At 72.5% G+C, this 22303-nt stretch carries 23 protein-coding genes; 5 read left to right on the forward strand and 18 right to left on the reverse strand.

The window, feature by feature from the left end:
• Window positions 1-10: 10 nt before the first annotated feature.
• From ACGFW5_RS19560 to ACGFW5_RS19570, 3 genes are all read right to left on the reverse strand, one after another.
• Window positions 11-1687, reverse strand: coding sequence for a DUF885 domain-containing protein (locus ACGFW5_RS19560; RefSeq protein ID WP_393835498.1), 1677 nt, complete (start codon window positions 1685-1687; stop codon window positions 11-13).
• 151 nt (window positions 1688-1838) lie between these two features.
• Window positions 1839-3245, reverse strand: coding sequence for a GNAT family N-acetyltransferase (locus ACGFW5_RS19565; RefSeq protein ID WP_393835577.1), 1407 nt, complete (start codon window positions 3243-3245; stop codon window positions 1839-1841).
• Between the two features lie 229 nt (window positions 3246-3474).
• A complete protein-coding gene (locus tag ACGFW5_RS19570; RefSeq protein WP_393835499.1) occupies window positions 3475-4344 on the reverse strand; it encodes an alpha/beta fold hydrolase in 870 nt (289 codons plus the stop codon).
• A gap of 353 nt (window positions 4345-4697) precedes the next feature.
• Between ACGFW5_RS19570 and ACGFW5_RS19575 the strand changes: the two genes are divergently transcribed.
• On the forward strand, window positions 4698-5462 hold the full coding sequence (locus tag ACGFW5_RS19575) for a GntR family transcriptional regulator (RefSeq protein ID WP_393835500.1): 765 nt from the start codon (window positions 4698-4700) through the stop codon (window positions 5460-5462).
• 215 nt (window positions 5463-5677) lie between these two features.
• Here ACGFW5_RS19575 and ACGFW5_RS19580 read toward each other — a convergent pair whose 3' ends face one another.
• A complete protein-coding gene (locus ACGFW5_RS19580) occupies window positions 5678-6835 on the reverse strand; it encodes an ROK family transcriptional regulator (RefSeq protein WP_393835501.1) in 1158 nt (385 codons plus the stop codon).
• A 210-nt stretch (window positions 6836-7045) separates the two neighbouring features.
• On the opposite strand from ACGFW5_RS19580, the gene ACGFW5_RS19585 reads away from it, so the two are divergent.
• A complete protein-coding gene (locus tag ACGFW5_RS19585) occupies window positions 7046-7480 on the forward strand; it encodes a hypothetical protein (RefSeq protein WP_393835502.1) in 435 nt (144 codons plus the stop codon).
• 317 nt (window positions 7481-7797) lie between these two features.
• Here ACGFW5_RS19585 and ACGFW5_RS19590 read toward each other — a convergent pair whose 3' ends face one another.
• A complete protein-coding gene (locus ACGFW5_RS19590) occupies window positions 7798-8217 on the reverse strand; it encodes a hypothetical protein (RefSeq protein WP_393835503.1) in 420 nt (139 codons plus the stop codon).
• Window positions 8139-8513 carry an alpha/beta fold hydrolase gene (locus ACGFW5_RS19595; protein ID WP_393835504.1) on the reverse strand — a complete coding sequence of 125 codons (375 nt, stop codon included), beginning with the start codon at window positions 8511-8513 and terminating at the stop codon, window positions 8139-8141. Before ACGFW5_RS19595 ends, ACGFW5_RS19590 begins: the two co-directional genes overlap by 79 nt.
• 197 nt (window positions 8514-8710) lie before the next feature.
• Between ACGFW5_RS19595 and ACGFW5_RS19600 the strand changes: the two genes are divergently transcribed.
• The gene (locus ACGFW5_RS19600; protein ID WP_393835578.1) at window positions 8711-9547 is read left to right on the forward strand and encodes an AraC family transcriptional regulator; all 837 of its coding nucleotides are present in this window, start codon (window positions 8711-8713) and stop codon (window positions 9545-9547) included.
• Here ACGFW5_RS19600 and mug read toward each other — a convergent pair.
• From mug to ACGFW5_RS19615, 3 genes are all read right to left on the reverse strand, one after another.
• Complete coding sequence (gene mug, locus ACGFW5_RS19605) at window positions 9544-10089, reverse strand: G/U mismatch-specific DNA glycosylase (RefSeq protein ID WP_393835579.1); 546 nt, start codon at window positions 10087-10089, stop codon at window positions 9544-9546. The two genes, ACGFW5_RS19600 and mug, sit on opposite strands and share 4 nt — an antisense overlap.
• 13 nt (window positions 10090-10102) lie before the next feature.
• Window positions 10103-11545, reverse strand: a complete 1443-nt coding sequence (gene purB / locus ACGFW5_RS19610; RefSeq protein WP_393835505.1) for an adenylosuccinate lyase — start codon at window positions 11543-11545, stop codon at window positions 10103-10105.
• A 117-nt stretch (window positions 11546-11662) separates the two neighbouring features.
• Window positions 11663-12310: a peptide deformylase gene (locus tag ACGFW5_RS19615; protein WP_393835506.1), complete on the reverse strand. Its 648-nt coding sequence runs from the start codon at window positions 12308-12310 to the stop codon at window positions 11663-11665.
• 179 nt (window positions 12311-12489) lie between these two features.
• Between ACGFW5_RS19615 and ACGFW5_RS19620 the strand changes: the two genes are divergently transcribed.
• Window positions 12490-13209, forward strand: a complete 720-nt coding sequence (locus ACGFW5_RS19620) for a GNAT family N-acetyltransferase (protein ID WP_393835507.1) — start codon at window positions 12490-12492, stop codon at window positions 13207-13209.
• A gap of 15 nt (window positions 13210-13224) precedes the next feature.
• On the opposite strand, the gene ACGFW5_RS19625 is transcribed toward ACGFW5_RS19620, so the two are convergent.
• Complete coding sequence (locus tag ACGFW5_RS19625) at window positions 13225-14067, reverse strand: SGNH/GDSL hydrolase family protein (RefSeq protein WP_393835508.1); 843 nt, start codon at window positions 14065-14067, stop codon at window positions 13225-13227.
• Between the two features lie 187 nt (window positions 14068-14254).
• Between ACGFW5_RS19625 and ACGFW5_RS19630 the strand changes: the two genes are divergently transcribed.
• The gene (locus tag ACGFW5_RS19630; RefSeq protein WP_393835509.1) at window positions 14255-14506 is read left to right on the forward strand and encodes a holin; all 252 of its coding nucleotides are present in this window, start codon (window positions 14255-14257) and stop codon (window positions 14504-14506) included.
• A gap of 142 nt (window positions 14507-14648) precedes the next feature.
• Here ACGFW5_RS19630 and ACGFW5_RS19635 read toward each other — a convergent pair whose 3' ends face one another.
• The 8 genes from ACGFW5_RS19635 to bioB form a co-directional block, all read right to left on the reverse strand.
• Window positions 14649-15671, reverse strand: a complete 1023-nt coding sequence (locus tag ACGFW5_RS19635) for a hemolysin family protein (RefSeq protein WP_393835510.1) — start codon at window positions 15669-15671, stop codon at window positions 14649-14651.
• On the reverse strand, window positions 15668-17002 hold the full coding sequence (locus ACGFW5_RS19640) for a hemolysin family protein (RefSeq protein WP_393835511.1): 1335 nt from the start codon (window positions 17000-17002) through the stop codon (window positions 15668-15670). The genes ACGFW5_RS19635 and ACGFW5_RS19640 overlap by 4 nt, the downstream gene beginning before the upstream one ends.
• A gap of 168 nt (window positions 17003-17170) precedes the next feature.
• Window positions 17171-17593 (reverse strand): GNAT family N-acetyltransferase, encoded by a 423-nt coding sequence (locus ACGFW5_RS19645; protein ID WP_393835512.1) that lies wholly within the window; start codon window positions 17591-17593, stop codon window positions 17171-17173.
• A gap of 170 nt (window positions 17594-17763) precedes the next feature.
• Entirely contained in the window at window positions 17764-18444 is a 681-nt protein-coding gene (locus ACGFW5_RS19650) for a class I SAM-dependent methyltransferase (protein ID WP_393835513.1), read from the reverse strand.
• Between the two features lie 172 nt (window positions 18445-18616).
• The gene (locus ACGFW5_RS19655) at window positions 18617-18979 is read right to left on the reverse strand and encodes a VOC family protein (protein WP_393835514.1); all 363 of its coding nucleotides are present in this window, start codon (window positions 18977-18979) and stop codon (window positions 18617-18619) included.
• Window positions 18979-19671: a dethiobiotin synthase gene (bioD, locus tag ACGFW5_RS19660; protein WP_393835515.1), complete on the reverse strand. Its 693-nt coding sequence runs from the start codon at window positions 19669-19671 to the stop codon at window positions 18979-18981. The genes ACGFW5_RS19655 and bioD overlap by 1 nt, the downstream gene beginning before the upstream one ends.
• A 1-nt stretch (window position 19672) precedes the next feature.
• A complete protein-coding gene (locus tag ACGFW5_RS19665; RefSeq protein WP_393835516.1) occupies window positions 19673-20962 on the reverse strand; it encodes an adenosylmethionine--8-amino-7-oxononanoate transaminase in 1290 nt (429 codons plus the stop codon).
• The gene (bioB, locus tag ACGFW5_RS19670; protein WP_393835517.1) at window positions 20955-22178 is read right to left on the reverse strand and encodes a biotin synthase BioB; all 1224 of its coding nucleotides are present in this window, start codon (window positions 22176-22178) and stop codon (window positions 20955-20957) included. The genes ACGFW5_RS19665 and bioB overlap by 8 nt, the downstream gene beginning before the upstream one ends.
• Window positions 22179-22303 lie beyond the last annotated feature (125 nt).

A 22303-nucleotide genomic window follows, 5' to 3' on the forward strand; every position in this document is an offset into this window, starting at 1 on the left:
GCAGGGATGCTCAGAGTTTGGAGAGCTCGTCGACCAGGTCGTCGAGGCCGAGCGAGCCCTGCGAGAGGGCCGCCATGTGCCAGGCCTTCGGATCGAAGGCGTCGCCGCGGCGGGCCCGGGCGTTCTCGCGGCCCAGCAGCCAGGCGCGCTCGCCCAGCTTGTAGCCGATGGCCTGCCCCGGCATCGACAGGTAGCGGATCAGCTCGCTCTGGACGAAGTCGGCCGGACGGCTGCTGTGCGCTGCGAAGAACTCGTGGGCCAGCTCGGGCGTCCAGTGCTCGCCCGGGTGGAACGGCGAGTCCGCCGGGATCTCCAGCTCCAGGTGCATCCCGATGTCGATGATCACCCGGCAGGCGCGCATCATCTGCGCGTCCAGATAACCCAGCCTGCGCTCGGGGTCGGTGAGGAAGCCCAGCTCGTCCATCAGGCGCTCGGCGTACAGCGCCCAGCCCTCCGCGTTGGCGCTGACGATGCCGACGGTGGCCTGGTAGCGCGAGAGCTGGTCGGCCACGTGCACCCACTGGGCGAGCTGGAGGTGGTGGCCGGGCACGCCCTCGTGGTACCAGGTCGACACCAGGTCGTACACCGGAAAGCGGGTCCCGCCCATGGTGGGCAGCCAGGTGCGGCCCGGGCGCGAGAAGTCCTCGGAGGGGCCGGTGTAGTACGGGGCCGCGGCGCCGCCGGGCGGCGCGATGCGGGACTCCACCTTCCGTACCCGCTCGGCGAGTTCGAAGTGGGTGCCGTCGAGCGCGTCGATGGCCTCGTCCATCAGGGACTGGAGCCATGCGCGGACCTCGTCGACGCCCTCGATGTGCGTGCCGTGCTCGTCGAGGTGGGCCAGCGCCTCCCAGGGGCCGGCGCCGGGCAGGATCTTGGCGGCCTCGGTCTTCATCTCGCCGAGCAGCCGGTGGTACTCGGACCAGCCGTACGCGTACGCCTCGTCGAGGTCGAGCGCGGTGCCGTTGTAGTACTGCGACCAGCGCTGGTAGCGCTCGCGGCCCACCGTGTCCGACGCCCCCTCGATGGCCGGCGCGTACCCGTCGCGCAGCCAGTCGCGAAAGGTGCCGAGCGCGGCGGACGCCTCGGCGGCCGCCGTGTCGAGTTCGGTGCGCAGCGACGCGGGGCCGGGTGCCGCGAGCCCCTCGAAGAAGCCGGTGCCGATCCACTCGCCGAGCTGCCCGATGACGGTGTCGGTGGCGCGCGGGCCGCCGAACAGCTTGCGCTCCAGGCCGAGTTCGAGCGAGGCACGGTAACCGCCGACGGCACCGGGTACGGCGCGCAGCCGTGCGGCGAGGGCGCGCCAGTCCTCCTCGGTCTCCGTCGGCGTCATCGTGAACGCCATCCGCACGTCGTGCACCGGTGAGTTGAGGTTGCTGATCTTGCGCAGTCCCTCGTCCGTCTCGTGCACGCCGAGTTCGGAGGTCAGCCGCTCCCGCAGCAGCCGGCCGCAGCGCCGCTCGGCGTCGCTGTCGGCGCCGGGCTGCCGCTCGGCCTCGTCGAGACGGGCGAGCGTCGTGCGCGCCAGGTCGGCCAGGGCCGACTGTCCTGCGGGGGAGAAGTCGGGCAGGAGGGCGTGGCTCGCCCTGACGCCCAGATAGCTCCCGGTGATCGGGTCGAGTTCGATGAGTGCGTCGACATAGGCGTCGGCGACCTGGCGGGGCAGCGCGCTGCTGGAAGTGACTGACATGCGGACATCCTCTCCGAGCGAGGGCTCCGCGTCACCACCCATTGTGGCGCGAGCACCTGTCGGATTGTGGCGCGAGCACCTGACGGATCCGGTGCGCGCACCCGTCGGATCTGGTGCACGCACCCGTCGGGGGTCCCCGGGACGCCGTCCGCTACCGCCGATCGACGGGCCGGGGGCGTGCGGGCGCGCCCTGGGGCTCCGTGGCGCCGAGTCGGGCCGTGACCACCACGGTGCCCTCCTCGATCTGGTAATCGAGGGCGAGTCCGAGCCCGCGCATGGCGGCGACCATGGCGGTGTTGGATGCCTGGGTGACGGCGTAGACGCTGTCGCAGCCGGCCTCTGCGGCGAGATCGACGAGACGGCGCAGCAGTTGGGAGCCGATACCGCGGCGCTGCCAGGAGTCCTCGACGAGCAGGGCGACCTCGGTCTCGTCGCCGTCCCACAGCAGGTGGCCGAGCGCGACGAGGCGTCCGGAGGCGGTCTGCACGGCGAGGGTGCGGCCGTAGCGGGGGCTGAGGAGGTGCCCGAGGTAGCGGTCGGCGTCGCCGACGGGGCCGTGGTAGCGCAGGCCGAGCGTGCGCTCGGAGCAGCGCTCGTGCATGGCCTTGGCTGCCTCCAGATCACCCGGACCGGCGCGCCGTACGGTGATCTCGTTGCCCTCGGGCAGCGTCAGCACGTCCTCGCCGCGCGGCACACGCGGGCCGAGCCGGGCATCCAGCTCGACCAAAGCCCTGGCGCGGGCGAACTCCGTCGGGGTGAACGCCAGATGGGGCCGCTCGATGGTGATGGCCCCGCCGTTGGGGTCGCGCAGCCGCATGGTCGTCGACTCCAGTACGCCCTCGACCGGGGCGATCTCGCCGTGCGGGCGGCCGGTGAGGGAGACCGCGGGCAGCGAGTGGATGGTGCAGCGGCCCAGCAACTGGCGCAGTGCGAGGGGGAGTTCCGCGGCGTCGAGTGCGGTACGGGTCGCGAGGCCGAGGATCCGGGTCGGCGCGTCCACGAGGTCATGGGCGTCGGCCCGCTCGGTCCAGGTGTCCTGGCCGCCCGCCTCGGCCACCGCCCGGGTCAGTTCGGCGGCCGACACGCCCGCCGGGGTGCGCAGCAGGAACTCGTCGACGGTGCCGTCGGCCAGCGGGTGCGTCTGGAGGGTGAGGATGTCCACGCGGTGCCCGGCCAGGACGGTGCACAGCGCTGCGAGGCTCCCCGGCTCGTCCCGCACCGTCGTCCGCATCCGCCACAGGGCCGTCTCGCGGGACGCGCCCTCCACCCCGCATTCGCCGTCGGCCGCCGCGCCGCCAGCGGTGTCACTTGTGTCACCGGCGTCACCGACGCCCTGGGGCGGCGGGGCGTGGCTGTGGCGCCGTGCCCACCAGGTGTGGAACGCCGCCGTGGCGACCAGCACCGCCGCGGACGCGACCAGCAGGAGCGTCCCGTCGGGGCCGTGTGCGACCAGGTTCGCGAGTCCGTCGGCGACGGCCACGGCCGTGAACAGCGCGGCGAGTTCGACGAGGTCCCGCCGCCACGAGTGACGGCGGGACCGGGCGTGTGCCGTCGGCATCGGGGCGGGGGACGGGGTGGCGGACGAGGCGGAGTTCGAGGCGGAGTTCGGGGCGGAGTTAGAGGCGCGCGTATCAGTCATGGCACCACTGTGACGGAGCGGTGTTGCGTGATCACGAACGCTTTGTGACTGACGGGTTAAGTGTGCTTCTGATGCTCTTTTGGTCGTTTTCCGCCGTCTGTGGCCTGGAGTGTTCGCCTCCGGTGCAGGATGCGTTCCGGCGGCCCGCTCAGGCGTGCTGGGCAGCCCTCCGCGCGGGCCCGTCGACCGGGCGGCTTCCGTCCAGGATGACGCGGGTGACCAGGGCCGGGTCGTCGTTCATGGGCACATGGCCGCACCCCGGCAGCCGTACGAGCCGGGCGCCTGGGACGGCGAGCTTGGCGCGGACGCCCTGGCGGCGCAGCAGCAACCGGTCCTTGCTGCCCCAGGCGACGGTCACGGGCACGCCCGGCACGTCGTCGGTGACCACGACGTCCCGCCCGGCGGCCAGGGTCCGCCCGAAGCCCGGAGCGTCGCGCAGCGCAAGCGTCTCGGCGACGACGGCCTGCGGTGAACGCCTGCCGGGCCGGGCGTAGATGGTGCTGGTCAGCGCCGTGCGCCCGGCGGCCGTGCGGGACATCCGCTCGATCAGCGGGAGCGGCAGGGCCTTCGCCGTCCGCCGCATGGTGCGCAGCACGGTGAACGCGTACTGCCGCTCCGAAGGCGTCCAGAAGCCGGCCGGCGAGAGCACCGTCACGGAACGTACGAGCCCGGCGCGCCCGAGCTCAAGGGCGAGCAGCCCGCCCAGCGAGTTCCCCGCGACATGGGGGCGGTCGACGCCGAGGGCCGCGCACAGGGAGCCGAGGACCGGGACGACGGTGGCGAGGTCGTAGGAGACGCCGTCCGGCAGTCCCGGCGAGGCGCCGAAGCCCGGCAGGTCGACGGCGATCACATCACGGTCGGCGGCCAGCAGGTCGAAGACCGGGTCCCATGCCTGGAGGTGGTGGCCGATGCCGTGCAGCAGCAGAAGCGGTTCGCCCGTGCCCTCGCGCCGGTAGGTGACCGAGGTGGAGCGCTTCCCTCGGGGGGTGTCGATCGTGAACGAGACCTCTGAGGTCATGGTGCTGCTCCCTGTCCTGGGATCCGCGCTTAGACGACTTGTCAGCAACAACTACCGTCCGGTAGCCGGGAGTTCAATAGACATTTCGGGCGCGCCATGAACGGACCGGCCTCCGCGCACTCCGCGGTGGCCGCCTGGGCGCCTGGATCGACCCCGTCTCCGTACGGGCACGGCGGGGGCGCGAACGTCATGTGAACGCTCTGTGGCAACCGTCGTGTGCGCTCCGTAACGGACCGAGGATTGGTCTTGACCAAGGGGGTGGGCCGCCCTATGGTCGCAGAGTTAGTGCAGGAACCTTTAATAAACAAGGGCACGGAAAGCCGCCGCGGACACGGCGATTGCGGAGGATCAGGGTGGGGGCCACGCAGCTGGAATCGGTGCCGGAACCGAAGTACTGGCACCTCAAGACGGTACTCAGCGAGGCGCTCGACTCGGACTTCGCGGTGGGCGAGATCCTGCCCAACGAGCGTGACCTCGCAGCCCGGTTCGGCGTCGCACGCGCGACGTTGCGCCAGGCGCTGGAACAGCTGGAACTCGAAGGCAGACTGCATCGTCGCCGTGGCGTCGGCACCACCGTCGCCCCGCCCCGCACGGCCGTTCCGGTGGCCACAGCCCAGCACGACTGGCCCGGCGCACCCGGCGACGACTGGCAGACGGCCGACGCCATGACCGCCGTGGCGCCCCCGGCGGTGTCCCGCCTCTTCGGCGCGGCAGGCGGCGAAGAAGTGCACACCGTCCGCCGGATCCGGGTGACCCACGGCCAGGCCGTCGCCGCCGAGCTCCTGTACGTCCCGGTCGGCTCGGTGCCCGAGCTCTCCGCCATCGACGTACCGTCGGGACCCGCGCGCGGCCGCGCCGTACTGCGCGAACTGCGGCGCCTGGAGCTCGAAGGCCAGGACCGCGCCGTGGAACTGGGCTCGGCGCGCGCCGACGACGCCAAGGAACTCGACCGGCTGCCCGGCGCACCCGTCCTCGTCGTGACGACCCGGTACTTCGCCGGCGGCCGCACCCTGGCCGTCTCGGTCGCCACCTACCGCGCGGACACCTGCCGCCTCACCTTCGGCGACTCGGGCGATCTGGAGATCAGCCACACCGGCCAGCAGCGCCGAGCCTCCTGACCCGCGCCCCGCCACGCCACACCGGCCAGCCGCGCCGAGCCTGCTGACCGTTGTCCCGCCCGCCACACCGGTCAGCAGCGCCGAGCCTCCTGACCCGCGCCCCGCACACCACGAGGCCCGCGGCTCCTTGAGCCGCGGGCCTTGGTGATGCCTGGGCAACTCAGCCGAGCTCAGCCCAGCCCAGCTCAGATCAGCCCAGCCGAGCTCAGCCCAGTTCAGCGCCGCGCCGTCACCGTGCCCTCGACGGCGAACAACTCTTCCTCGACGTGATCGAGGGCGAGACGCAGCGCGCCCGTCGCCACCGCCGCCTCGCCGAGCATCGAAAGCACCACGCGGGGCGGCCGCAGACAGTAGCGCGCCAGCTCCTTGCGCAGCGGCTCCAGTACGCCGTCGATGCCGGCCGCCCAGCCGCCCACGACGACCAGTTCCGGATCGAGGGCCAGCACAAGGGCCGCGACATCGTGCACAAGCCGCTGAAGGAATCGTTCCACCGCGGCCTGTGCTCGCGCGTCACCCTGCCGGGCCAGCGTGAACACATCGGCGACGGCCTGCTCGTCCAGCGGGTGCAGCGGCTCGTCCGTGGTCGAGAGCAGCTTCTCGGGCGTGACGTCGCGGCCGAGCAGGTGGAGCGCGCCGATCTCACCCGCCGCGCCGCCGAAGCCCCGGTGCAGCCGGCCGCCGATCAGCGAACCCGCGCCCGGGCTCAGGCCGGCCATGACGAAAACCATGTCGTCGGAGTCGACCGCGGCGCCCTTCCAGTGTTCGGCCACGGCCGCCGCGTTGGCATCGTTCTCCACCAGGACGGGGCAGCGGAAGGAACGCCGCAACCGCTCGCCCAGCGGCAGGCCCGTCCACTCCGGCAGCGCGGTGCCGAGCCGCACCGTGCCGTCCGCCTCGACGATGCCCGGGCTGCCGACGCCGACCGCGCGCAACGAGCTGCGGGCCACACCGGCGCGGCGCAGCACATCGGCGACGGTCACCCGGACCCGTTCAAGACGCTCGTCGGCCGAGGCCGCCTCCGGCACCTCGCGCGAACCCGCGCCGAAGATCCGGCCGTCGAGGCCGGAGAGCAGCGCGGCCACCCGGTGCGGGCCGATCTCTATGCCGAGCAGGTGCCCCGCCTCGGCCCGGAACCTGAAGCGCCGCGCGGGACGGCCCTGACGCCGGGCCTCGCCCTCCTCGGGCGCCGACTCGACGACGAGCCCGGCCTCCATCAGGCCGTCGACCACGCCCTCGACCGTCGGCCGTGACAGGCCGGTGATCCGGGTCAGATCGGTCAGTGTGGGAGATTCCGCGCCCCTCAGGGCATGCAGCACCACCGCGCTGTTGATCCTCCGCAGCAGAGAGGGGTCCCCGCCGGTCAGCCGCCCCAACGTGTGTCCTCCCAGCTCGTGCGCGTGTCTGCCGGATCGTACTCGCTGGTCAGGTGTACGGCGAGCGGCGGCCCGTAACGGAGGCGCATCAGCCCTGGGCCACGAATCCGGACTCGTATGCCGCGATGACCGCCCGGGTGACCGCCCGGGGGTGACCGTTCAACCACTGACACACCGCCAATTGTCAGTGGCAGCCGGTTTACTGACGACATGACCACCGCCCTGTATCTCCAGCACATCGACCGGCTGCGCTCCCGGGAGTTCCCCGCGGAGCGCGGCCGCGACGGCTCGGGTGTGAGCGGGCCGGGGTACCACAGCGTGTGTCTGAGCGCCGACGAAGAGGAGTGGGAGGACCTGACGGAGCGGCTCGAACAGCGCGCGCAGTGCGTCGCCGACCATGACGCGCTGGTCGCAGAGCTCACCCGTCGCTGGCAGGAACCGCAGTGGATCAGCCTCTGGAGCGCGCAGGCCCGGCTGGTCGCGGGGGAATCCATACCGGAGCCCTGGGCGGAGTTCGCCGTCGGCTTCGACTTCCTGCACCTGTGGCGGGTCGACGGCAGGTGGATAGCGCTGGGCCTCGACCTGGAGGAGGAGGGCCCGGGGTGGGACCTGAGCGTGACGGTGACGGAGATAGCACCTCCCTAGGGAGAACGGGGAAGTACGCGGAAGCACGCGGAAGCACGAAGAAGAATCACGAGGGAGCACGAGGAAGCACGCGAAGCCGACATCGGCCGCCATCGGTTGCGGGCCGGGCGAGTTGACGGTCTCCGTCGCGCGCCGCCGCCCGCCGCCGACGCCCGGGCCGGGCTGGGAAGCCTATGACGTTCCGAGCCCCGAGCCCCGAGCCCCGAGCCCCGAGGCGGAGGCGCCCGATGGCTGGGTGTTGCCTCAACGGGCGGGCGTAACGGCCCCGTCGGCGAGGAGGCCGTGTCGCGGTGGCCCGGCCGAAAAGGAGCCGGCCCTCATGGGCGGCACATCTGTCGTGTGTCGGTCGGCGCATCCGCGGCGCCTTCGCCGAGCAGGAGCGCGGCGACGGCTTCCGGGTCCTCGTGCATGGCGTCGTGACCGGTCGGAAGATCGTGGACCTGCCACGCGGGATCGGCCTGGAGCCGGGTGCGTTGTGCGGCGAACGGCGTCCGGTCCTCCCACCCCGAGCAGTAGACGAACTCCCGACGCGGCACCTCGGCGAACGCGCCGGTGAGCCGGATCGTCTGAAGGAACGAGGCGAGGGGGTGGGGGCGGCGGCGGGGATCGCCGCCGTCCGGCGGCCGGACGGCGTAGCCGGTGGCCGCGGCCCCGGTGCTCAGCAGCTCCCGGAAGTGGTCGTTCGTCGACGACCAGCACGACTCACCGTCGAGCGGTACGTAGGCGTCGAGATGCACCAGTCGTGAGATCCGGCCGGCGGCGCGGTCGGCGGCCGCCGCGATATCACCATCCCGCCGTAGCTGTGCCCGACCAGCGTCGCGCCGGCGATGTGGTGGCGATCGAGGTGGCGCACCACGTCGTCGGCGTGCGAGTCGAGGTTGGTACTCGCGAGGGTCGCGGCGTCGTCGTCCGGACGCAGACCGGTCAGGGTCAGGGCGTGGACGGTGTGACCGGCACGCTCCAGCAGCGGAACCACCGACTCGAAGGACCAGGAGCCCTTCCAGGCGCCCGGCACGAGGACGAACGTCGCCATGTCAATCTCCTTCTCTGGCGCGGTTGTCGGGGCCCGCTGCCCCGATGACATGTGGTTCGGCCAGGCGCTCCACGCACCTGAGAACCACGCCGCATGCAGGCAGTCTCACGGGATCAGGGGGTGGCTTGCTACCGGTAACATGCCAACCGATGCCCGTTCGCCGCCAACCTCCACCGAGCGCCGACGCCACCTCGCTCATGTGGCCGTCCGGCGGACGTCACCTGTGGCCGTCCGGCGAGACAAGCGCAGCCCAGTCGCACCCCCGGGGACACCTGGTGTACGCGGCCAGTGGCGTGCTGACCGTTCACACCCGCAGCGGGACGTCGGTCGCGCCAGCCAACCGGGTCGCCTGGACCCCCGCCGGGTTCACGCACCGCCACCGAGCACACGGCGACACCGACATGCGGATCGTCTTTCTCCCGCCGGCCCTCGCCCGGCTCGTGCCGGACGGTCCCGCCGTGTTCCTCGCTTCCGATCTCGCCCGCGAGGTTCTGCTCGCCCTGACCGGCCCCCGTGCCTACGACGACGCCGTGCCCGACTACAGCCCCTCCGCGCGCTCTCGTCTGCTTCGCGTCCTCGTCGACGAACTCCGCGCAGCGCAAGAACAGCCCCTGCACCTGCCGGAGCCACAGGACGACCGACTCCAGGCCATTGCCCGGATGCTGTACGAGACGCCGGGCCACAACGCGACGCTGGCCGACCTCGGGAAGACCGTCGGAGCCGGCAGCCGCACCCTGAGCCGCCTGTTCCGCGACGAACTCGGCATGACCTTCTACGAATGGCGCACGCAGCTACGCGTCTGCCACGCACTCGTCCTGCTCGCCGAAGGCCACGACACCACCCACACCGCCTCGGCCTGCGGATGGGCCAACCCCAGCAGCTTCATCGCGGCGTTCACCAGGATCATCGGAACGACCCCCGGCCGGTACCGGGCCGGCCGCCGCACCGCCGGGCCCGAGCGGCCCGCAAGCAAGCCGGATGACGCCACTGCGACGCCCCGCGCGCCCGCACAGGACAGGCGGGGCAGCTTCTAACCGGGCGGGGTCTGCGCGGCGACGCGCAGCCGGGCGTACTCCTCGGCCATCGTCTGCGCCGTCCAATGGGCGTTGAGGCCACTGGGGTTGGGCAGCGCCCACACCCGGGTCGAACCGATCACGTGCTCCTGCGGGCCGATCCGGGCCTTGCGGTCGCCGAAGGCCGTGCGGTACGCGGTCACCCCCACGACAGCAAGCCAGTTGGGCCGCAGCCGCTCCACCTTGGCCGCCAACAGGCGCCCGCCCTCACGGAACTCCTCGGCGTCGATCTCGTCCGCGCGTGCCGTGGCCCGGGCCACCACATTGGTGATGCCCAGACCGTAGGAGAGGAGTTCGTCCTGCTCGGCGGGCTTCAACTGCCTCGGGGTGAAGCCGGACAGATGCAGCACCGGCCAGAACCGGTTGCCCGGACGGGCGAAGTGGTGGCCCGTCGCGCCCGACATCAGACCGGGGTTGATGCCGCAGAACAGTACGGAAAGACCGCCCGCGATCACGTCCGGAATGACGGTGTCGCGAGCGGCCTTGAGTTCCTGGGGAGTCAGCACGGAAGCAGGATCACAGGATCGAGCCCGGGGCGTAACCCGCGGCCGCGGGGTGCTGCTTGACGATCTCCTCGATGCGTGAGACGACGGCGCCCACCTGGTCGCCCGCGGCGCCGGTGAAGGAGAGCTTGTCGGCCATCAGCGCGTCGAGCTGAGCCCGGTCGAGCGGCATGCGGTCGTCGGCGGCGAGCTTGTCGAGGAGTTCGTTGCGCTCGGCACCCTGCTCGCGCATCGCGAGGGCGGAGGCCACCGCGTGCTCCTTGATCACCTCGTGCGCGGCTTCCCGGCCGACCCCGGCGCGGACCGCGGCCATCAGGACCTTCGTCGTGGCAAGGAACGGCAGGTAGCGGTCCAGCTCACGGGCGACGACGGCGGGGAACGCGCCGAACTCGTCGAGGACGGTGAGGAAGGTTTCGAGGAGCCCGTCGAAGGCGAAGAACGCGTCGGGCAGCGCGACCCGGCGGACCACCGAGCAGGACACGTCGCCCTCGTTCCACTGGTCGCCCGCCAGCTCGCCCGTCATCGAGGCGTAGCCGCGCAGGATGACCATGAGGCCGTTGACGCGCTCGCAGGAGCGGGTGTTCATCTTGTGCGGCATCGCGGACGAGCCGACCTGGCCGGGCTTGAAGCCCTCGGTGACCAGCTCGTGTCCGGCCATCAGCCGGATCGTCTTGGCGACCGAGGACGGCGCGGCGGCCAGCTGGACGAGCGCGGTCACCACGTCGTAGTCGAGGGAGCGCGGGTAGACCTGGCCGACGGAGGTGAAGGCGTGCGCGAAACCGAGGTGGCCCGCGATGCGCTGCTCCAGGTCGGCCAGCTTCGAGGCGTCACCGCCCAGCAGGTCCAGCATGTCCTGCGCCGTGCCGACCGGGCCCTTGATGCCGCGCAGCGGGTAGCGGGCGAGCAGGTCCTCCAGGCGGCCGTACGCCACGAGCAGTTCGTCGGCGGCGGTCGCGAAACGCTTGCCCAGAGTCGTGGCCTGCGCGGCCACGTTGTGCGAGCGCCCGGCCATGACCAGCTCGGCGTACTCGCCGGACAGCTTGCCCAGGCGGGCGAGGACGGCGACGGTGCGGTCCCGCATCAGTTCGAGGGACAGCCGGATCTGGAGCTGCTCGACGTTCTCGGTCAGGTCGCGCGAGGTCATGCCCTTGTGGACCTGCTCGTGCCCGGCGAGCGCGTTGAACTCCTCGATGCGGGCCTTCACATCGTGCCGGGTGACCTTCTCGCGCTCGGCGATGGAGGCGAGGTCGACCTGGTCGACGACGCGCTCGTAGTCGGCGAGCGCTGCATCGGGCACCTCGATCCCCAGGTCCTTCTGGGCGCGCAGCACGGCGAGCCACAGCCGGCGCTCCAGCTTGACCTTCTGCTCGGGGGACCAGAGGACGGCGAGCTCCGCGGAGGCGTAGCGGCCGGCCAGAACATTCGGGATGCGAGGCTTCGCAGACACAGCAGTCACGTGTCGAGATTCTACTGGCGATTTCTGCAGGCCAGCGCCCCACCCCGGTTTGTGGCTTGCTACGAGACGTCCCTCACCCCCAGTGAGGCAGTGCAGAGCGGCAGCGGTGCCTCCTGCTCATGCCTCCGTGGGGTCGCTCAGCTCGAAGCCCAGGGCCTCGGCCGCCGCGGCCGGCGTGGGCTGGGCCCAGCGCTCGGCCATCGCCTCCCGCGAGGACAGCGAGCGCAGCTCCGCGCGGTCCAGATACAGCGTGCCGTCGAGGTGGTCGGTCTCGTGCTGGACGATCCGGGCGGGCCAGCCGGTGAACACCTCGTCCACCGGGCGGCCGTGCTCGTCCAGCGCGCGCAGCCGTACGGACTCGTGCCGGGCGACCACCGCTCCCCAGCCGGGCACGCTCAGGCAGCCCTCGAAGAACGCGGCCCGGCCGGCTCCGACCGCGTCGTACGACGGATCGACCAGGACCCGGAACGGCTGCGGGACACGGCCGCGCGCCCGCCTGATGTCCTCGGACACGTCCGCCGTGTCCTCGATGACCGCGAGCCGCAGCGGCAGTCCCACCTGCGGCGCGGCCAGGCCGACGCCGGGAGCGGCGTGCATCGTCGCGCGCATCGCCTCGATCAGCCGGCCGAGCCTTCGCCGGTCGAGACGGTCGCCCACCGGCTCGGCGGGCCGCCGCAGTACGGGGTCGCCGGCCGAAACGATCGGCAACGGGCCGGTGTGGGAGAGGAGTTGGTCGACGAGGTCGATGAGCTGGAGGGATGCCATGTGCACAGCATGCCAAGAACGATCACGCGGTGGGGCCGCGGGTCCGGCCACCAGGGGCGGCTGGTCCGCATCGGTCCGGGAATGCGGGGACCCGCATGCGCCCTTGTTCTCAGGGACGTGATGAAGCAGTTCCGGCGAGGACGCGGTTCCCCCGGCCGAACCAGGAAGACAGGGAGACCATGCCCCACGTGTCCGTCCGCACCGGGACGCCCGCGCACCCGCTGGACAACCCCGCGTACAGCGCGCTGACCGGGCCGCACGCCCGCTTCGCCGAGGCGCGGGGCCAGGTGCTGCGCTACCAGCCCGACGTGTCGCCCTGGCTCGCCGTGCCCGACGCCCCGGACGCCGCCTACTGGTCCGATCTGGCCGCGCTCGCGGGTCCGGGCCAGGACGTGGAACTGCCCGGAGTGCGGTGCGCGCTGCCCGCCGGCTGGGAGGTGACGTTCGACGTGGCGGGCGTGCAGCTGGTCGACGAGGCCGTTGAGGCACGCCCCGACGCGGAAGCGGTACTACTCGGCGCGGACGACGTGCCCGACATGCTGGCCCTCGTCTCGCGCACCCGGCCCGGCCCCTTCCGGCCGCGTACCGTCGAACTCGGCACCTACCTGGGAATCCGCCGCGGAGGCGAACTGATCGCGATGGCCGGCGAGCGCCTGCACCCGCCGGGCTGGACGGAGATCAGCGCGGTCTGCACCGACGCCGCCCACCGCGGCCAGGGCCTCGGCACCCGGCTGATCCGGGCGGTCGCCGCGGGGATCAAGGAACGGGGCGAGACACCGTTCCTGCACACCGCCGCCGCCAACACCGGCGCGATCGCCCTGTACGAATCGCTCGGTTTCCGGCTCCGTCGCACGACCCGCTTCGTCGGCGTACGGGTGCCGGAGCACGGGGCCGCGTAAGGGGCCCCGCCGGGTTCAGTGGTCGTTCTCGGCCTCGGCCCAGTCCGACACGGCGCCCGGGGATGCTCCTTGCGGCGGCGTGACCCAGAACGCCCGGCCCCGATCGGCACTGTAATGGGCACCGCTGCGCCCGTCGCCCGAGGAACGCCCGGTGAGCCGGCGCCCTATCCACGGCACCAGATGCTGCCGGGCGAAGCGCAGGTCGGCGGTGCGGCTCGTGGCCCAACGCGGCCGGACCGCCGGCGGCAGGGGGGAGCGCCAGTCGTCCTCGGGATCCAGGCCCAGCGTCTGCCACACCGCTTCGGCCACCCTGCGGTGCCCGGCGGCGGTCAGGTGCAGCCGGTCCACGTCCCACAGGCGGGGATCGCCGAGCACCGGCGCGCCGTACAGGTCGACGACCAACGCGCCGTGCTGGTCGGCCAGTTGGTCGATGTGGGAGAACAATTCCTCCATGCGCGGCCGGAAGCGTTCCATCACGGGGCCGTTGCGTCCCGGGCTGCGCATCAGCACCAGGTGCTTGCAGGAGGGCGCGAGCTGTTCGACCGCCTCCGTCAGCAGGGCGCGTACCCGGCCCATGTCGCACTTGGGGCGCAGGGTGTCGTTCAGGCCGCCGACCAGCGTGATGACGTCCGGGCGCAGCGCCGCCGCAGCGGGGACCTGCTCCTCGACGATCTGCCCGATGAGCTTGCCGCGCACCGCGAGGTTGGCATAGCGAAAACCGGGCGTGCGGGCCGCGAGGCGGGTGGCGAGCAGATCGGCCCAGCCCCGGTAGGACCCGTCGGGGAGGCGGTCGGACATGCCCTCCGTGAAGGAGTCCCCGAGCGCGACAAAGCTGGTGTATGAGGCATTCATCTCCATGGCGCTGCGATCGTACCGCGCGGTAGGTCCGGGGGCGGCCCAGATCCTGTGCGGCTCCGGGCCCCTGTCCGTGGGGGCCGTTCCGCGGTATGCCGGGTACACCTCAACTTTTTGGGGGCCACCTCTTCGGACTCTTCGGATCCCGGCCGCGACGGCCGTGACGGCCGCGCGAGAGAGCGAGCGTGCCATGTTGTTCACGACGGCCTTCTGGAAGGCCACCGCCGAGCGTGCGATCCGCACGTTCGCCCAGGCACTCGCCGCCGTCCTGACGGCCGGGGCGACCAGTCTGCTCGACGTCCACTGGACCGCCGCGTTCGCGACCGCGGGGATGGCCGCGGTGCTCGCTGTGCTGATGGCGGTCGGGTCGGCGGGGCTCGGCGCGTCGGGCCCCGGCCTCACCGAGACCACGAACCCGGGCCGCCCGGCCGGCCACGCGTGATCGGCCGGGCCCGCCCTACGCGCGGGTCGCCCGGGCGGCGAAGCTGTCCAGCAGGACGAAGGCGACCAGCAGGACGAAGGCGTCCAGCAGGGCGAAAGCGTCCAGCAGAGCCAAGGTGAGATCCGGCTGCCCCGGCCCGACGCTAGGCCGCGGCCGTCGGGGGGCCCACGAGTTCGCGGAGTACGTCCTCCATCGTGACGAGGCCCGCCAGCTTGCCGTCCTCGCCGAGCGCCGCCGCCAGATGCGTACGGCTGCGGCGCATCGCGGTGAGCACGTCGTCCAGCGGGGTCGCGGTGCGCACCCGGGCGATCGGCCGCAGCGCGGCGACCGGGAAGGCCACGTCGCGCGGTGACGCGTCGAGGGCGTCCTTGACGTGCAGATAGCCCAGGATGCGGCGGTCGTCGTCGACGACGGGAAAGCGGGAGAACCCGGAGCTCGCGGACAGCCGCTCCAGCTCCTCCGGGGTGGTGCCGACCGCGGCCCGCACCACCTTGTCCAGCGGCACCACCACGTCCCGCACCGGACGGCGCCCCAGCTCCAGGGCGTCGCGCAGACGCTCGGCAGCGCGGTCGTCGAGGAGCCCGGCAGCACCCGCGTCGGTCACCAGGCGGGCCAGCTCGTCGTCGGAGAAGGTCGCCGCGACCTCGCTTTTGGCGTCCACCCTGAGGAGCTTCAGGATGGTGTTGGCGAAGGCGTTGATCGCGAAGATGACCGGGCGCAGCGCCCTGGCCAGCGTCACCAGCGGCGGGCCGAGCAGCAGCGCGGTGCGCGCGGGCTCGGCGAGGGCGACGTTCTTCGGCACCATCTCGCCGAGCAGCATGTGCAGGTACGTCGCGACCGCGAGGGCCAGCACGAAGGAGACCGGGTGGATGAGCCCGTCCGGCACGCCCACCGCGTCGAAGACCGGTGCCACCAGGTGGGCGATGGCCGGTTCGGCGACCACACCGAGCACCAGGGTGCACAGCGTGATGCCGAGCTGCGCCGCGGCCATGAGGGCGGAGACGTGTTCCAGGCCCCAAATGACGCTGCGGGCGCGGCGGTTGCCGTCCTCGGCGAGCGGTTCGATCTGACTGCGGCGCACCGAGATCAGGGCGAATTCGGCGCCCACGAAGAACGCGTTGACGACCAGGGTGGCCAGGCCGATGAGAATCTGGATCGCGATCACCGGCCGGCCTCCTTGTCGTCCGCGGTGTCCAGCGGGGCATGCAGCAGGACGCGCGCCGCGCGCCGTCCGCTCGCGTCGACCACGTCCATGCGCCAGCCGGACAGGTCCACCCGGTCACCGGTTCTCGGAATGCGCCCGAGCTCGGTCGCCACCAGGCCGGCCAGGGTCTCGTAGGGGCCGTCGGGTACCCGCAGTCCGATGGCGGCGAGCTGGTCGTCGCGGGCGGCGCCGTCCGCGGAGTACAGCGTGCGGCCGTCGGCGTCCTGGCCGGCGGCGGCGAGATCGGGGGTCTCGTGCGGATCGTGCTCGTCGCGCACCTCGCCGACGACCTCCTCCACGATGTCCTCAAGCGTGACGACGCCCGCGGTGCCGCCGTACTCGTCGATGACGACGGCCATGGTCCGCTTCCCGTACAGCTGGTCCAGGAGCCGGTCCACGGTCAGCGTCTCGGGTACGAGCAGTGGCTCGCGCAGCAGCGCGGTCACCGGATGCAGGCGCCGGCGCTCGGCCGGTACGGCGAGGACGTCCTTGATGTGCGCTATGCCGACGACCGAGTCGAGGCTGCCCCGGTAGACGGGGAAGCGGGACAGGCCGGTGGCGCGGGTCGCGTTGGCCACGTCCTCGGCGGTGGCCTGCACGTCGAGCGCGGTCACCTGCACGCGGGGCGTCATCACGTTCTCGGCGTTGAGCCCTGCGAGGCCCAGCGTGCGGACGAACAGCTCGGCGGTGTCCGCTTCGAGCGCACCCTGCTTGGCCGAGTGCCGGGCCAGGGCCACCAGCTCCTGCGGGCTGCGGGCGGAGGCCAGCTCCTCGGCGGGCTCAAGACCGAAGCGCCGCACCAGATGGTTGGCCGAGGTGTTGAGGTGGCTGATCAGTGGCCGGAAGGCGGCGCTGAACGCGCGCTGCGGGGTCGACACGACCTTGGCGACGGCCAGTGGCGAGGAGATGGCCCAGTTCTTGGGGACCAGCTCGCCGACGACCATCAGGAAGACGGTGGAGAGCACCATGCCGAGCACGAGCGCGACCGAGCTTGCGGCCGAGGCGGACAGGCCGAGCGATTCCAGCGGGCCGGTGAGGAGCTTCGCGATCGACGGCTTGGCGATCATGCCGATGACAAGTCCGGTGGCGGTGATGCCGAGCTGGGCGCCGGACAGCTGGAACGTGAGGCTCCGTACGGCCTTGAGGGCGCCGGCGGCGCCGCGTTCGCCACGCTCGACGGCACGCTCCAGGTCGCTGCGCTCGGCCGTGGTCAAGGAGAACTCGGCGGCCACGAAGACCGCGCAGACCAGCGAGAGCAGGACGGCCGCCAGGAGCAGGAGCACTTCGGTCATCGGGTCACCTCCGTCCCATGATCGGCCAGGGGGAGGCGGGACGCGCGGCGATCCGCGGCGGTGCTGGTACTGGGAGGCTCGCCCATGGGCGGACGCTCACACCTTTCAGTCGGTGGGTGAAGGTCCACCCATGGTAAAGCATTGGCAAAGCGAGCGTGGTGAGGCCGCTCAGCCCAATGGCTTCACCCATCGCCGCCACTGCTCCTGTGGCCCGTACCCCGCGGCCTGCCAGGCATGCTGGGCAAGCGCGTTGCGCGTCAGCACCATGGCGTCCGCCCGGCGCCCGCCGAGCGCCACGAAACGGTCCTCGGCCGCGGCCAGCAGCGCCCCGCCGATGCCCTTGCGGCGACGGTCCGGGTGGACGGCGAGACGGTACAGGTGACAGCGCCAGCCGTCGAACCCCGCGATCACCGTGCCGACCAGGGCGCCGCCGTCCTCCGCGAGGATCAGCGCCTCGGGGTCACGGGCGACCAGGGCCTCCACGCCCGCGCGGTCGTCGCTGATGCTGGTGCCCTCGGCGGCCGTCTTCCAGAAGGCCGGCACGGCGTCCAGGTCCTCGGGCCCGGCGGCCCGTATACGCAGCTCGTTCATGGCGGCATCCCACCATCGGGCCCCGTTGCGCGGCGACCCGTTCTGGCATGTGGACGCGACGCCCCGGCCCGCCGCGCGCCGGCAGGGTCCGACCGCGTCCGATGGAGCCCCCGGTCCGACCGGGCCCGGGCCACTGCACAGCCGGCGGCATCCCCTGCCCGGGCAAGGACTTATTCGTCAGGGACGAGCGGCGGGCGCCGCGCCACCCCGAGCACGCACGGCGAGGACGGCGCGACGAAGCCCTTGTCGGGCACCCGCAGGCGGCGGCAGCGGACGATCTCGAAGCCCGCGGCCCTGATCGCACCCAGCGGATCGCGGGCCGTGTGGCAGCCGCCGAACAGCTTCGGCCACACCGTGTGGTCCAAGCCGAACTGCACGGCCGACAACACCCGCCCCTGCGCCCTGCCGTGCTCGAAGAACCGCAGCTCACCGCCCGGTCGCAGCACGCGCCGGATCTCGGCGAGTGCCCGCGGCAGGTCCCGTACCGAACACAGAACGAGCGAGGCCACCGCCGCGTCGAACGCCTCGCTCCTGACGGGCAGTGCCTCCGCCGCGCCCGGCACGACATCCACCGGCACATCGGCCTTGAGCGCCGCCCGCACCGCCAACTGCCGCAGTGTGCGCTCCGGTTCGAGCGCGACCACCTCGGAAACGGTCGCAGGGTAGTGCCCGAAGTTGAGCCCGTTGCCGGCCCCGATCTCGATGACGCGCCCGGAGAGGCCGTGGAGGAGTTCCGCGCGGTGCCCGGCGATCCCGGCCCTCAGATCCACCGCCTCGCTGTAGCGCGCGTAGAAGCGGGCGAACACGGGGTGGTGCACGGCATCCGGTGCGAACTCGGTGCGCTGTGCCATGGCGGACCTCCTGAGCCTGCGGCAGCCGGCCGGGGCCGTCCGGCGGACTCGGCCGCCGTCGAGGCGCGGCGCGGTGGACTCGCCGTCCGGCGACCCGGCGGATCGTCTTCCCCCGGGGGTTCCCCCAGCATTGTCCCCCCACCGGGCCCGCTCACCCCCCCACCGGGCCCGCTCACCCGCCCGTCGGCTCAACGAAGCAGAACTCGTTGCCCTCCGGGTCCCGCATCACCTGGAAGTCGCCCCGCGCGTCGGTGACCGTCGCGCCCACCGGGCTTGCCCCGCGCCGCACGGCCGCCGCCCGGGCCCGGCGTACGTCCTCGACCGTGAGGTCCAGGTGCAGCCGGTTCTTGGCCGCCTTCGCCTCCGGTACGCGCTGGAAGGCCAGACGCGGCGCCCCGGGAGGCTCGACGTACGCCCATGAGGGGTCCCGCACCACCGGGCGCCCGCCGAGCAGCGCCGCCCAGAACCGGGCGAGCCGCCCCGGGTCGGCGCAGTCCACGACGAGCTGCCCGATGCGGGCCCGTAACACAGCCATCAGATACTCCAAACGCCGCCGAGCGCCGGGGCGAGCCAGCCGGGAGCCCGGGTACGGAAGTCGGTGGGCGCCAGCCGTCCGGCGCCCTCGGGCACGGTGCCGAGCAAGGGGGCACCGGCCGACTCCGGCAGGTCCACGAGATTGCACCGCGAGGCCAGATCCGGCTCGGCGGGCCAGCTGCCCACGACGACGCCGGCGAAGTCGAGGTCCCGGGCCCGCAGGGCCTCGCCGGTCAGGGCCGTCGAGTTGAGTGTGCCCAGTCCGGCGGGCGTCACCACCACGACGGGGGCGTCCAGGAGGCGGGCCGCGTCCGCGAGGGTGCCACCCCGGTCGTCGAAGCGGACCAGGAGCCCGCCCGCGCCCTCGACGAGGACCAGGTCGTGCTCGGTGGCGAGCTTCGCGGCGGCCTCCGCCACGTCCTCGGGTCCGACGGGCCGCATGCCGGCCCGGCGGGCCGCGGTGTTCGGCGCCAACGGCTCGGGGAACCGGGCCAGTTCGGCCCCGGTCACCGCGTCTCCCGCGAGCCGGCGCACCTCGGACACGTCACCGGGCTCGCCCGGCGCGACCCCCGTCTGGGCCGGTTTCAGGACGGCCACCGACCGGCCGGCGGCGAGCGCCACCGCGGCGACGGCCGCCGTGGTGATCGTCTTGCCGATCTCGGTGCCGGTACCGCTCACGACCAGAATCGCCATCTCAGCCCTCCCGCGCAGCCGCGCACACCGCACGGCAGATGCGCGCCAGATCGTCGTCGCCCGTCACATAGGGCGGCATCGTGTAGATCAAGTCCCGGAACGGCCGCAGCCACACGCCCTCGCGCACCGCGGCCGCGGTCGCCGCCGCCATGTTCACGTCGTGATCCAGCTGGACCACGCCGATGGCGCCGAGCACCCGTACGTCCCGTACGCCCTCGATCGAACGGGCCGCGCCGAGCCCGTCACGGAGCCCCGCCTCGATCCGCTTCACCTCGCCCCGCCAGTCCTGGCCGAGCAACAGGTCGATCGAGGCGAGCGCCACCGACGCGGCCAGCGGATTGCCCATGAACGTCGGGCCGTGGGCGAGCACCGGGACGTCGCCCGATGAGATGCCGTCGGCGACGCGACTCGTGCAGAGCGTCGCCGCCATCGACATGTAGCCGCCGGTCAGCGCCTTGCCGAGGCACATCACATCGGGCGAGATCGCGGCGTGCTGGGCCGCGAACAGCTCGCCGGTGCGGCCGAAGCCGCTGGCGATCTCGTCGAGGACGAGCAGGACACCGTATGCGTCGCAGGCCTCGCGCAGCACCCGCAGGTACGCGGGTGCGTGGAAGCGCATGCCGCCCGCGCCCTGCACCACCGGCTCCACGATCACCGCGGCCAGCTCGTCGGCGTGCCGCGCGATCGCCTCGCGCAGCTCCTGCGCGTACGTCTCGTCGAACTCCGCGGGCGGGGCGCCCACGAACACCTGGCGGGGCAGCGTGCCCTGCCACAGCTCGTGCATCCCGCCCTCGGGGTCGCACACCGACATCGGCTGCCAGGTGTCGCCGTGGTAGCCTCCGCGCCAGGTGAGCAGCCGCTGCTTGCGGGGCTGCCCGACCGAGCGCCAGTACTGCAGGCACATCTTCACGGCGACCTCGACGGCGACCGAACCGGAGTCGCTGAGGAAGACGTGCTGGAGCGGTCCTGGCGTGATCTCCACCAGGCGCGCGGCCAGCCTGATGGCGGGCTCATGGGTGAGCCCGCCGAACATGACATGGCTCATCCGGTCCAGCTGGCCGCGCACCGCCTCGTTGAGCACGGGGTGGTTGTAGCCGTGCACGGCCGACCACCAGGACGCCATGCCGTCGATCAACTCGCGCTGCCCGTACGCCGGTTCGGCGAGCCGGAGCCGTACGCCCGACGCCGACTCGACCAGGAGCTGTTCCTGCCGGTTCGGCATCGGGCCGTACGGGTGCCAGACGTGCCGGCGGTCCAGGCCGAGCAGGTCCGCGGGGGAGTGCTCAGGCATTGGGCGCGAGATCCGTCCCCGCACCCCGGCGCCGCACGGCCACCAGATCGGTGCGCGCCTGGTCCGCGGGCGCCTGCTCGGGGGTGGCCTCGGGGGCGCCGTGGCCACCACAGGGACCGCAGCCGCCGCCCTCGTGGGAGCCGCAGCCGCTCTCCTCGTCCGCACCGCACGCACCCGCACCTGTACCGCAGCCCGCGGCGGCAAGCGCGTCGGCGCGGTGCCGGGGAAGGGTCGTGGTGCCCGCGCCCTCCACCTCGAACCCGGCGTCCGCGATCATGTCGAGGTCGGCCTGACCGGCCTGACCCTCACTGGTGAGGTAGTCGCCGAGGAAGATCGAGTTGACCAGGTGCAGCGCGAGCGGCTGCATGGTGCGCAGGTGCACCTCGCGGCCGCCGGCGAGCCGCACCTCGACGTCCGGGCACACGAACCGGGTCATCGCGAGGATGCGCAGGCAGCGCTGCGGGGTGAGGTTCCACTCCTTGCCGAGCGGGGTGCCCTCGAACGGGATGAGGAAGTTCACCGGCACCGAGTCCGGGTCCAGCTCACGCAGCGAAAAGACCACGTCCACCAGGTCCTCGTCGGACTCGCCCATGCCGGCGATCAGCCCCGAGCAGGCCGAAAGACCCGCGTCGTGCGCCTTGGTCACCGTGTCCACACGGTCTTGGTAGGTGTGCGTGGACGTGATGTCGCCGTACGTCGCCTCGGAGGTGTTCAGGTTGTGGTTGTACGCGTCCGCGCCGGCCGCCCGCAGCCGCTCGGCCTGGCCGTCGGAGAGCAGCCCGAGGCAGGCGCAGACCTCGACGCCCTCGTTCTGCTCCTTGATCGTCTCGATCGTCTCGGACACCCGGGCGATGTCGCGGTCCGTCGGGCCGCGGCCGCTGGCCACCAGACAGACCCGCTTCGCGCCGCCCGCGACACCCGCGGCGGCGGCCTTGGAGGCCTCGTCCGGCTTGAGCCAGGTGTACTTCAGGATGTCGGCCTTGGAGCCGAGCCGCTGGGAGCAGTACGAACAGTCCTCGGGGCACAGGCCCGACTTCAGGTTGACCAGATAGTTCAGCTTCACCCGGCGTCCGAACCACTGGCGGCGCACCCGGCCGGCCGCGGCCACCACATCGAGCAGTTCGTCGTCGGAGGTCGCCAGTACGGCGAGCGCCTCTTCGCGGGTCGGCAGTTCGCGCCGCAGCCCCTTGTCCACCAGCGTGTTCAGCAGGTCCATGGCGCCGATCTTCGCGTACCGCACCGTCCGCGGCCAAGGTAGGTATCCCACAACACAGGTGGTTTGAGGTGTGTGTATCGCCACACCGTGTCCCGCCGGGCCACCGGCTAGGGTCTGTCGGCAGC

The sequence above is a fragment of the Streptomyces sp. NPDC048416 genome, assembly GCF_043200435.1.
Lineage (GTDB): Bacteria > Actinomycetota > Actinomycetes > Streptomycetales > Streptomycetaceae > Streptomyces.

What these genes read in the sequence shown, in the direction of transcription:
- ACGFW5_RS19560 (WP_393835498.1), bottom strand. Translation starts at nt 1,687, where the DNA reads ATGTCAGTCACTTCCAGCAGCGCGCTGCCCCGCCAGGTCGCCGACGCC.
- ACGFW5_RS19565 (WP_393835577.1), bottom strand. Translation starts at nt 3,245, where the DNA reads ATGCCGACGGCACACGCCCGGTCCCGCCGTCACTCGTGGCGGCGGGAC.
- ACGFW5_RS19570 (WP_393835499.1), bottom strand. Translation starts at nt 4,344, where the DNA reads ATGACCTCAGAGGTCTCGTTCACGATCGACACCCCCCGAGGGAAGCGC.
- ACGFW5_RS19585 (WP_393835502.1), top strand. Translation starts at nt 7,046, where the DNA reads ATGACCACCGCCCTGTATCTCCAGCACATCGACCGGCTGCGCTCCCGG.
- ACGFW5_RS19595 (WP_393835504.1), bottom strand. Translation starts at nt 8,513, where the DNA reads ATGGCGACGTTCGTCCTCGTGCCGGGCGCCTGGAAGGGCTCCTGGTCC.
- ACGFW5_RS19600 (WP_393835578.1), top strand. Translation starts at nt 8,711, where the DNA reads ATGTGGCCGTCCGGCGGACGTCACCTGTGGCCGTCCGGCGAGACAAGC.
- ACGFW5_RS19615 (WP_393835506.1), bottom strand. Translation starts at nt 12,310, where the DNA reads ATGGCATCCCTCCAGCTCATCGACCTCGTCGACCAACTCCTCTCCCAC.
- ACGFW5_RS19620 (WP_393835507.1), top strand. Translation starts at nt 12,490, where the DNA reads ATGCCCCACGTGTCCGTCCGCACCGGGACGCCCGCGCACCCGCTGGAC.
- ACGFW5_RS19625 (WP_393835508.1), bottom strand. Translation starts at nt 14,067, where the DNA reads ATGGAGATGAATGCCTCATACACCAGCTTTGTCGCGCTCGGGGACTCC.
- ACGFW5_RS19630 (WP_393835509.1), top strand. Translation starts at nt 14,255, where the DNA reads ATGTTGTTCACGACGGCCTTCTGGAAGGCCACCGCCGAGCGTGCGATC.
- ACGFW5_RS19640 (WP_393835511.1), bottom strand. Translation starts at nt 17,002, where the DNA reads ATGACCGAAGTGCTCCTGCTCCTGGCGGCCGTCCTGCTCTCGCTGGTC.
- ACGFW5_RS19645 (WP_393835512.1), bottom strand. Translation starts at nt 17,593, where the DNA reads ATGAACGAGCTGCGTATACGGGCCGCCGGGCCCGAGGACCTGGACGCC.
- ACGFW5_RS19650 (WP_393835513.1), bottom strand. Translation starts at nt 18,444, where the DNA reads ATGGCACAGCGCACCGAGTTCGCACCGGATGCCGTGCACCACCCCGTG.
- ACGFW5_RS19655 (WP_393835514.1), bottom strand. Translation starts at nt 18,979, where the DNA reads ATGGCTGTGTTACGGGCCCGCATCGGGCAGCTCGTCGTGGACTGCGCC.
- bioD (WP_393835515.1), bottom strand. Translation starts at nt 19,671, where the DNA reads ATGGCGATTCTGGTCGTGAGCGGTACCGGCACCGAGATCGGCAAGACG.
- ACGFW5_RS19665 (WP_393835516.1), bottom strand. Translation starts at nt 20,962, where the DNA reads ATGCCTGAGCACTCCCCCGCGGACCTGCTCGGCCTGGACCGCCGGCAC.
- bioB (WP_393835517.1), bottom strand. Translation starts at nt 22,178, where the DNA reads ATGGACCTGCTGAACACGCTGGTGGACAAGGGGCTGCGGCGCGAACTG.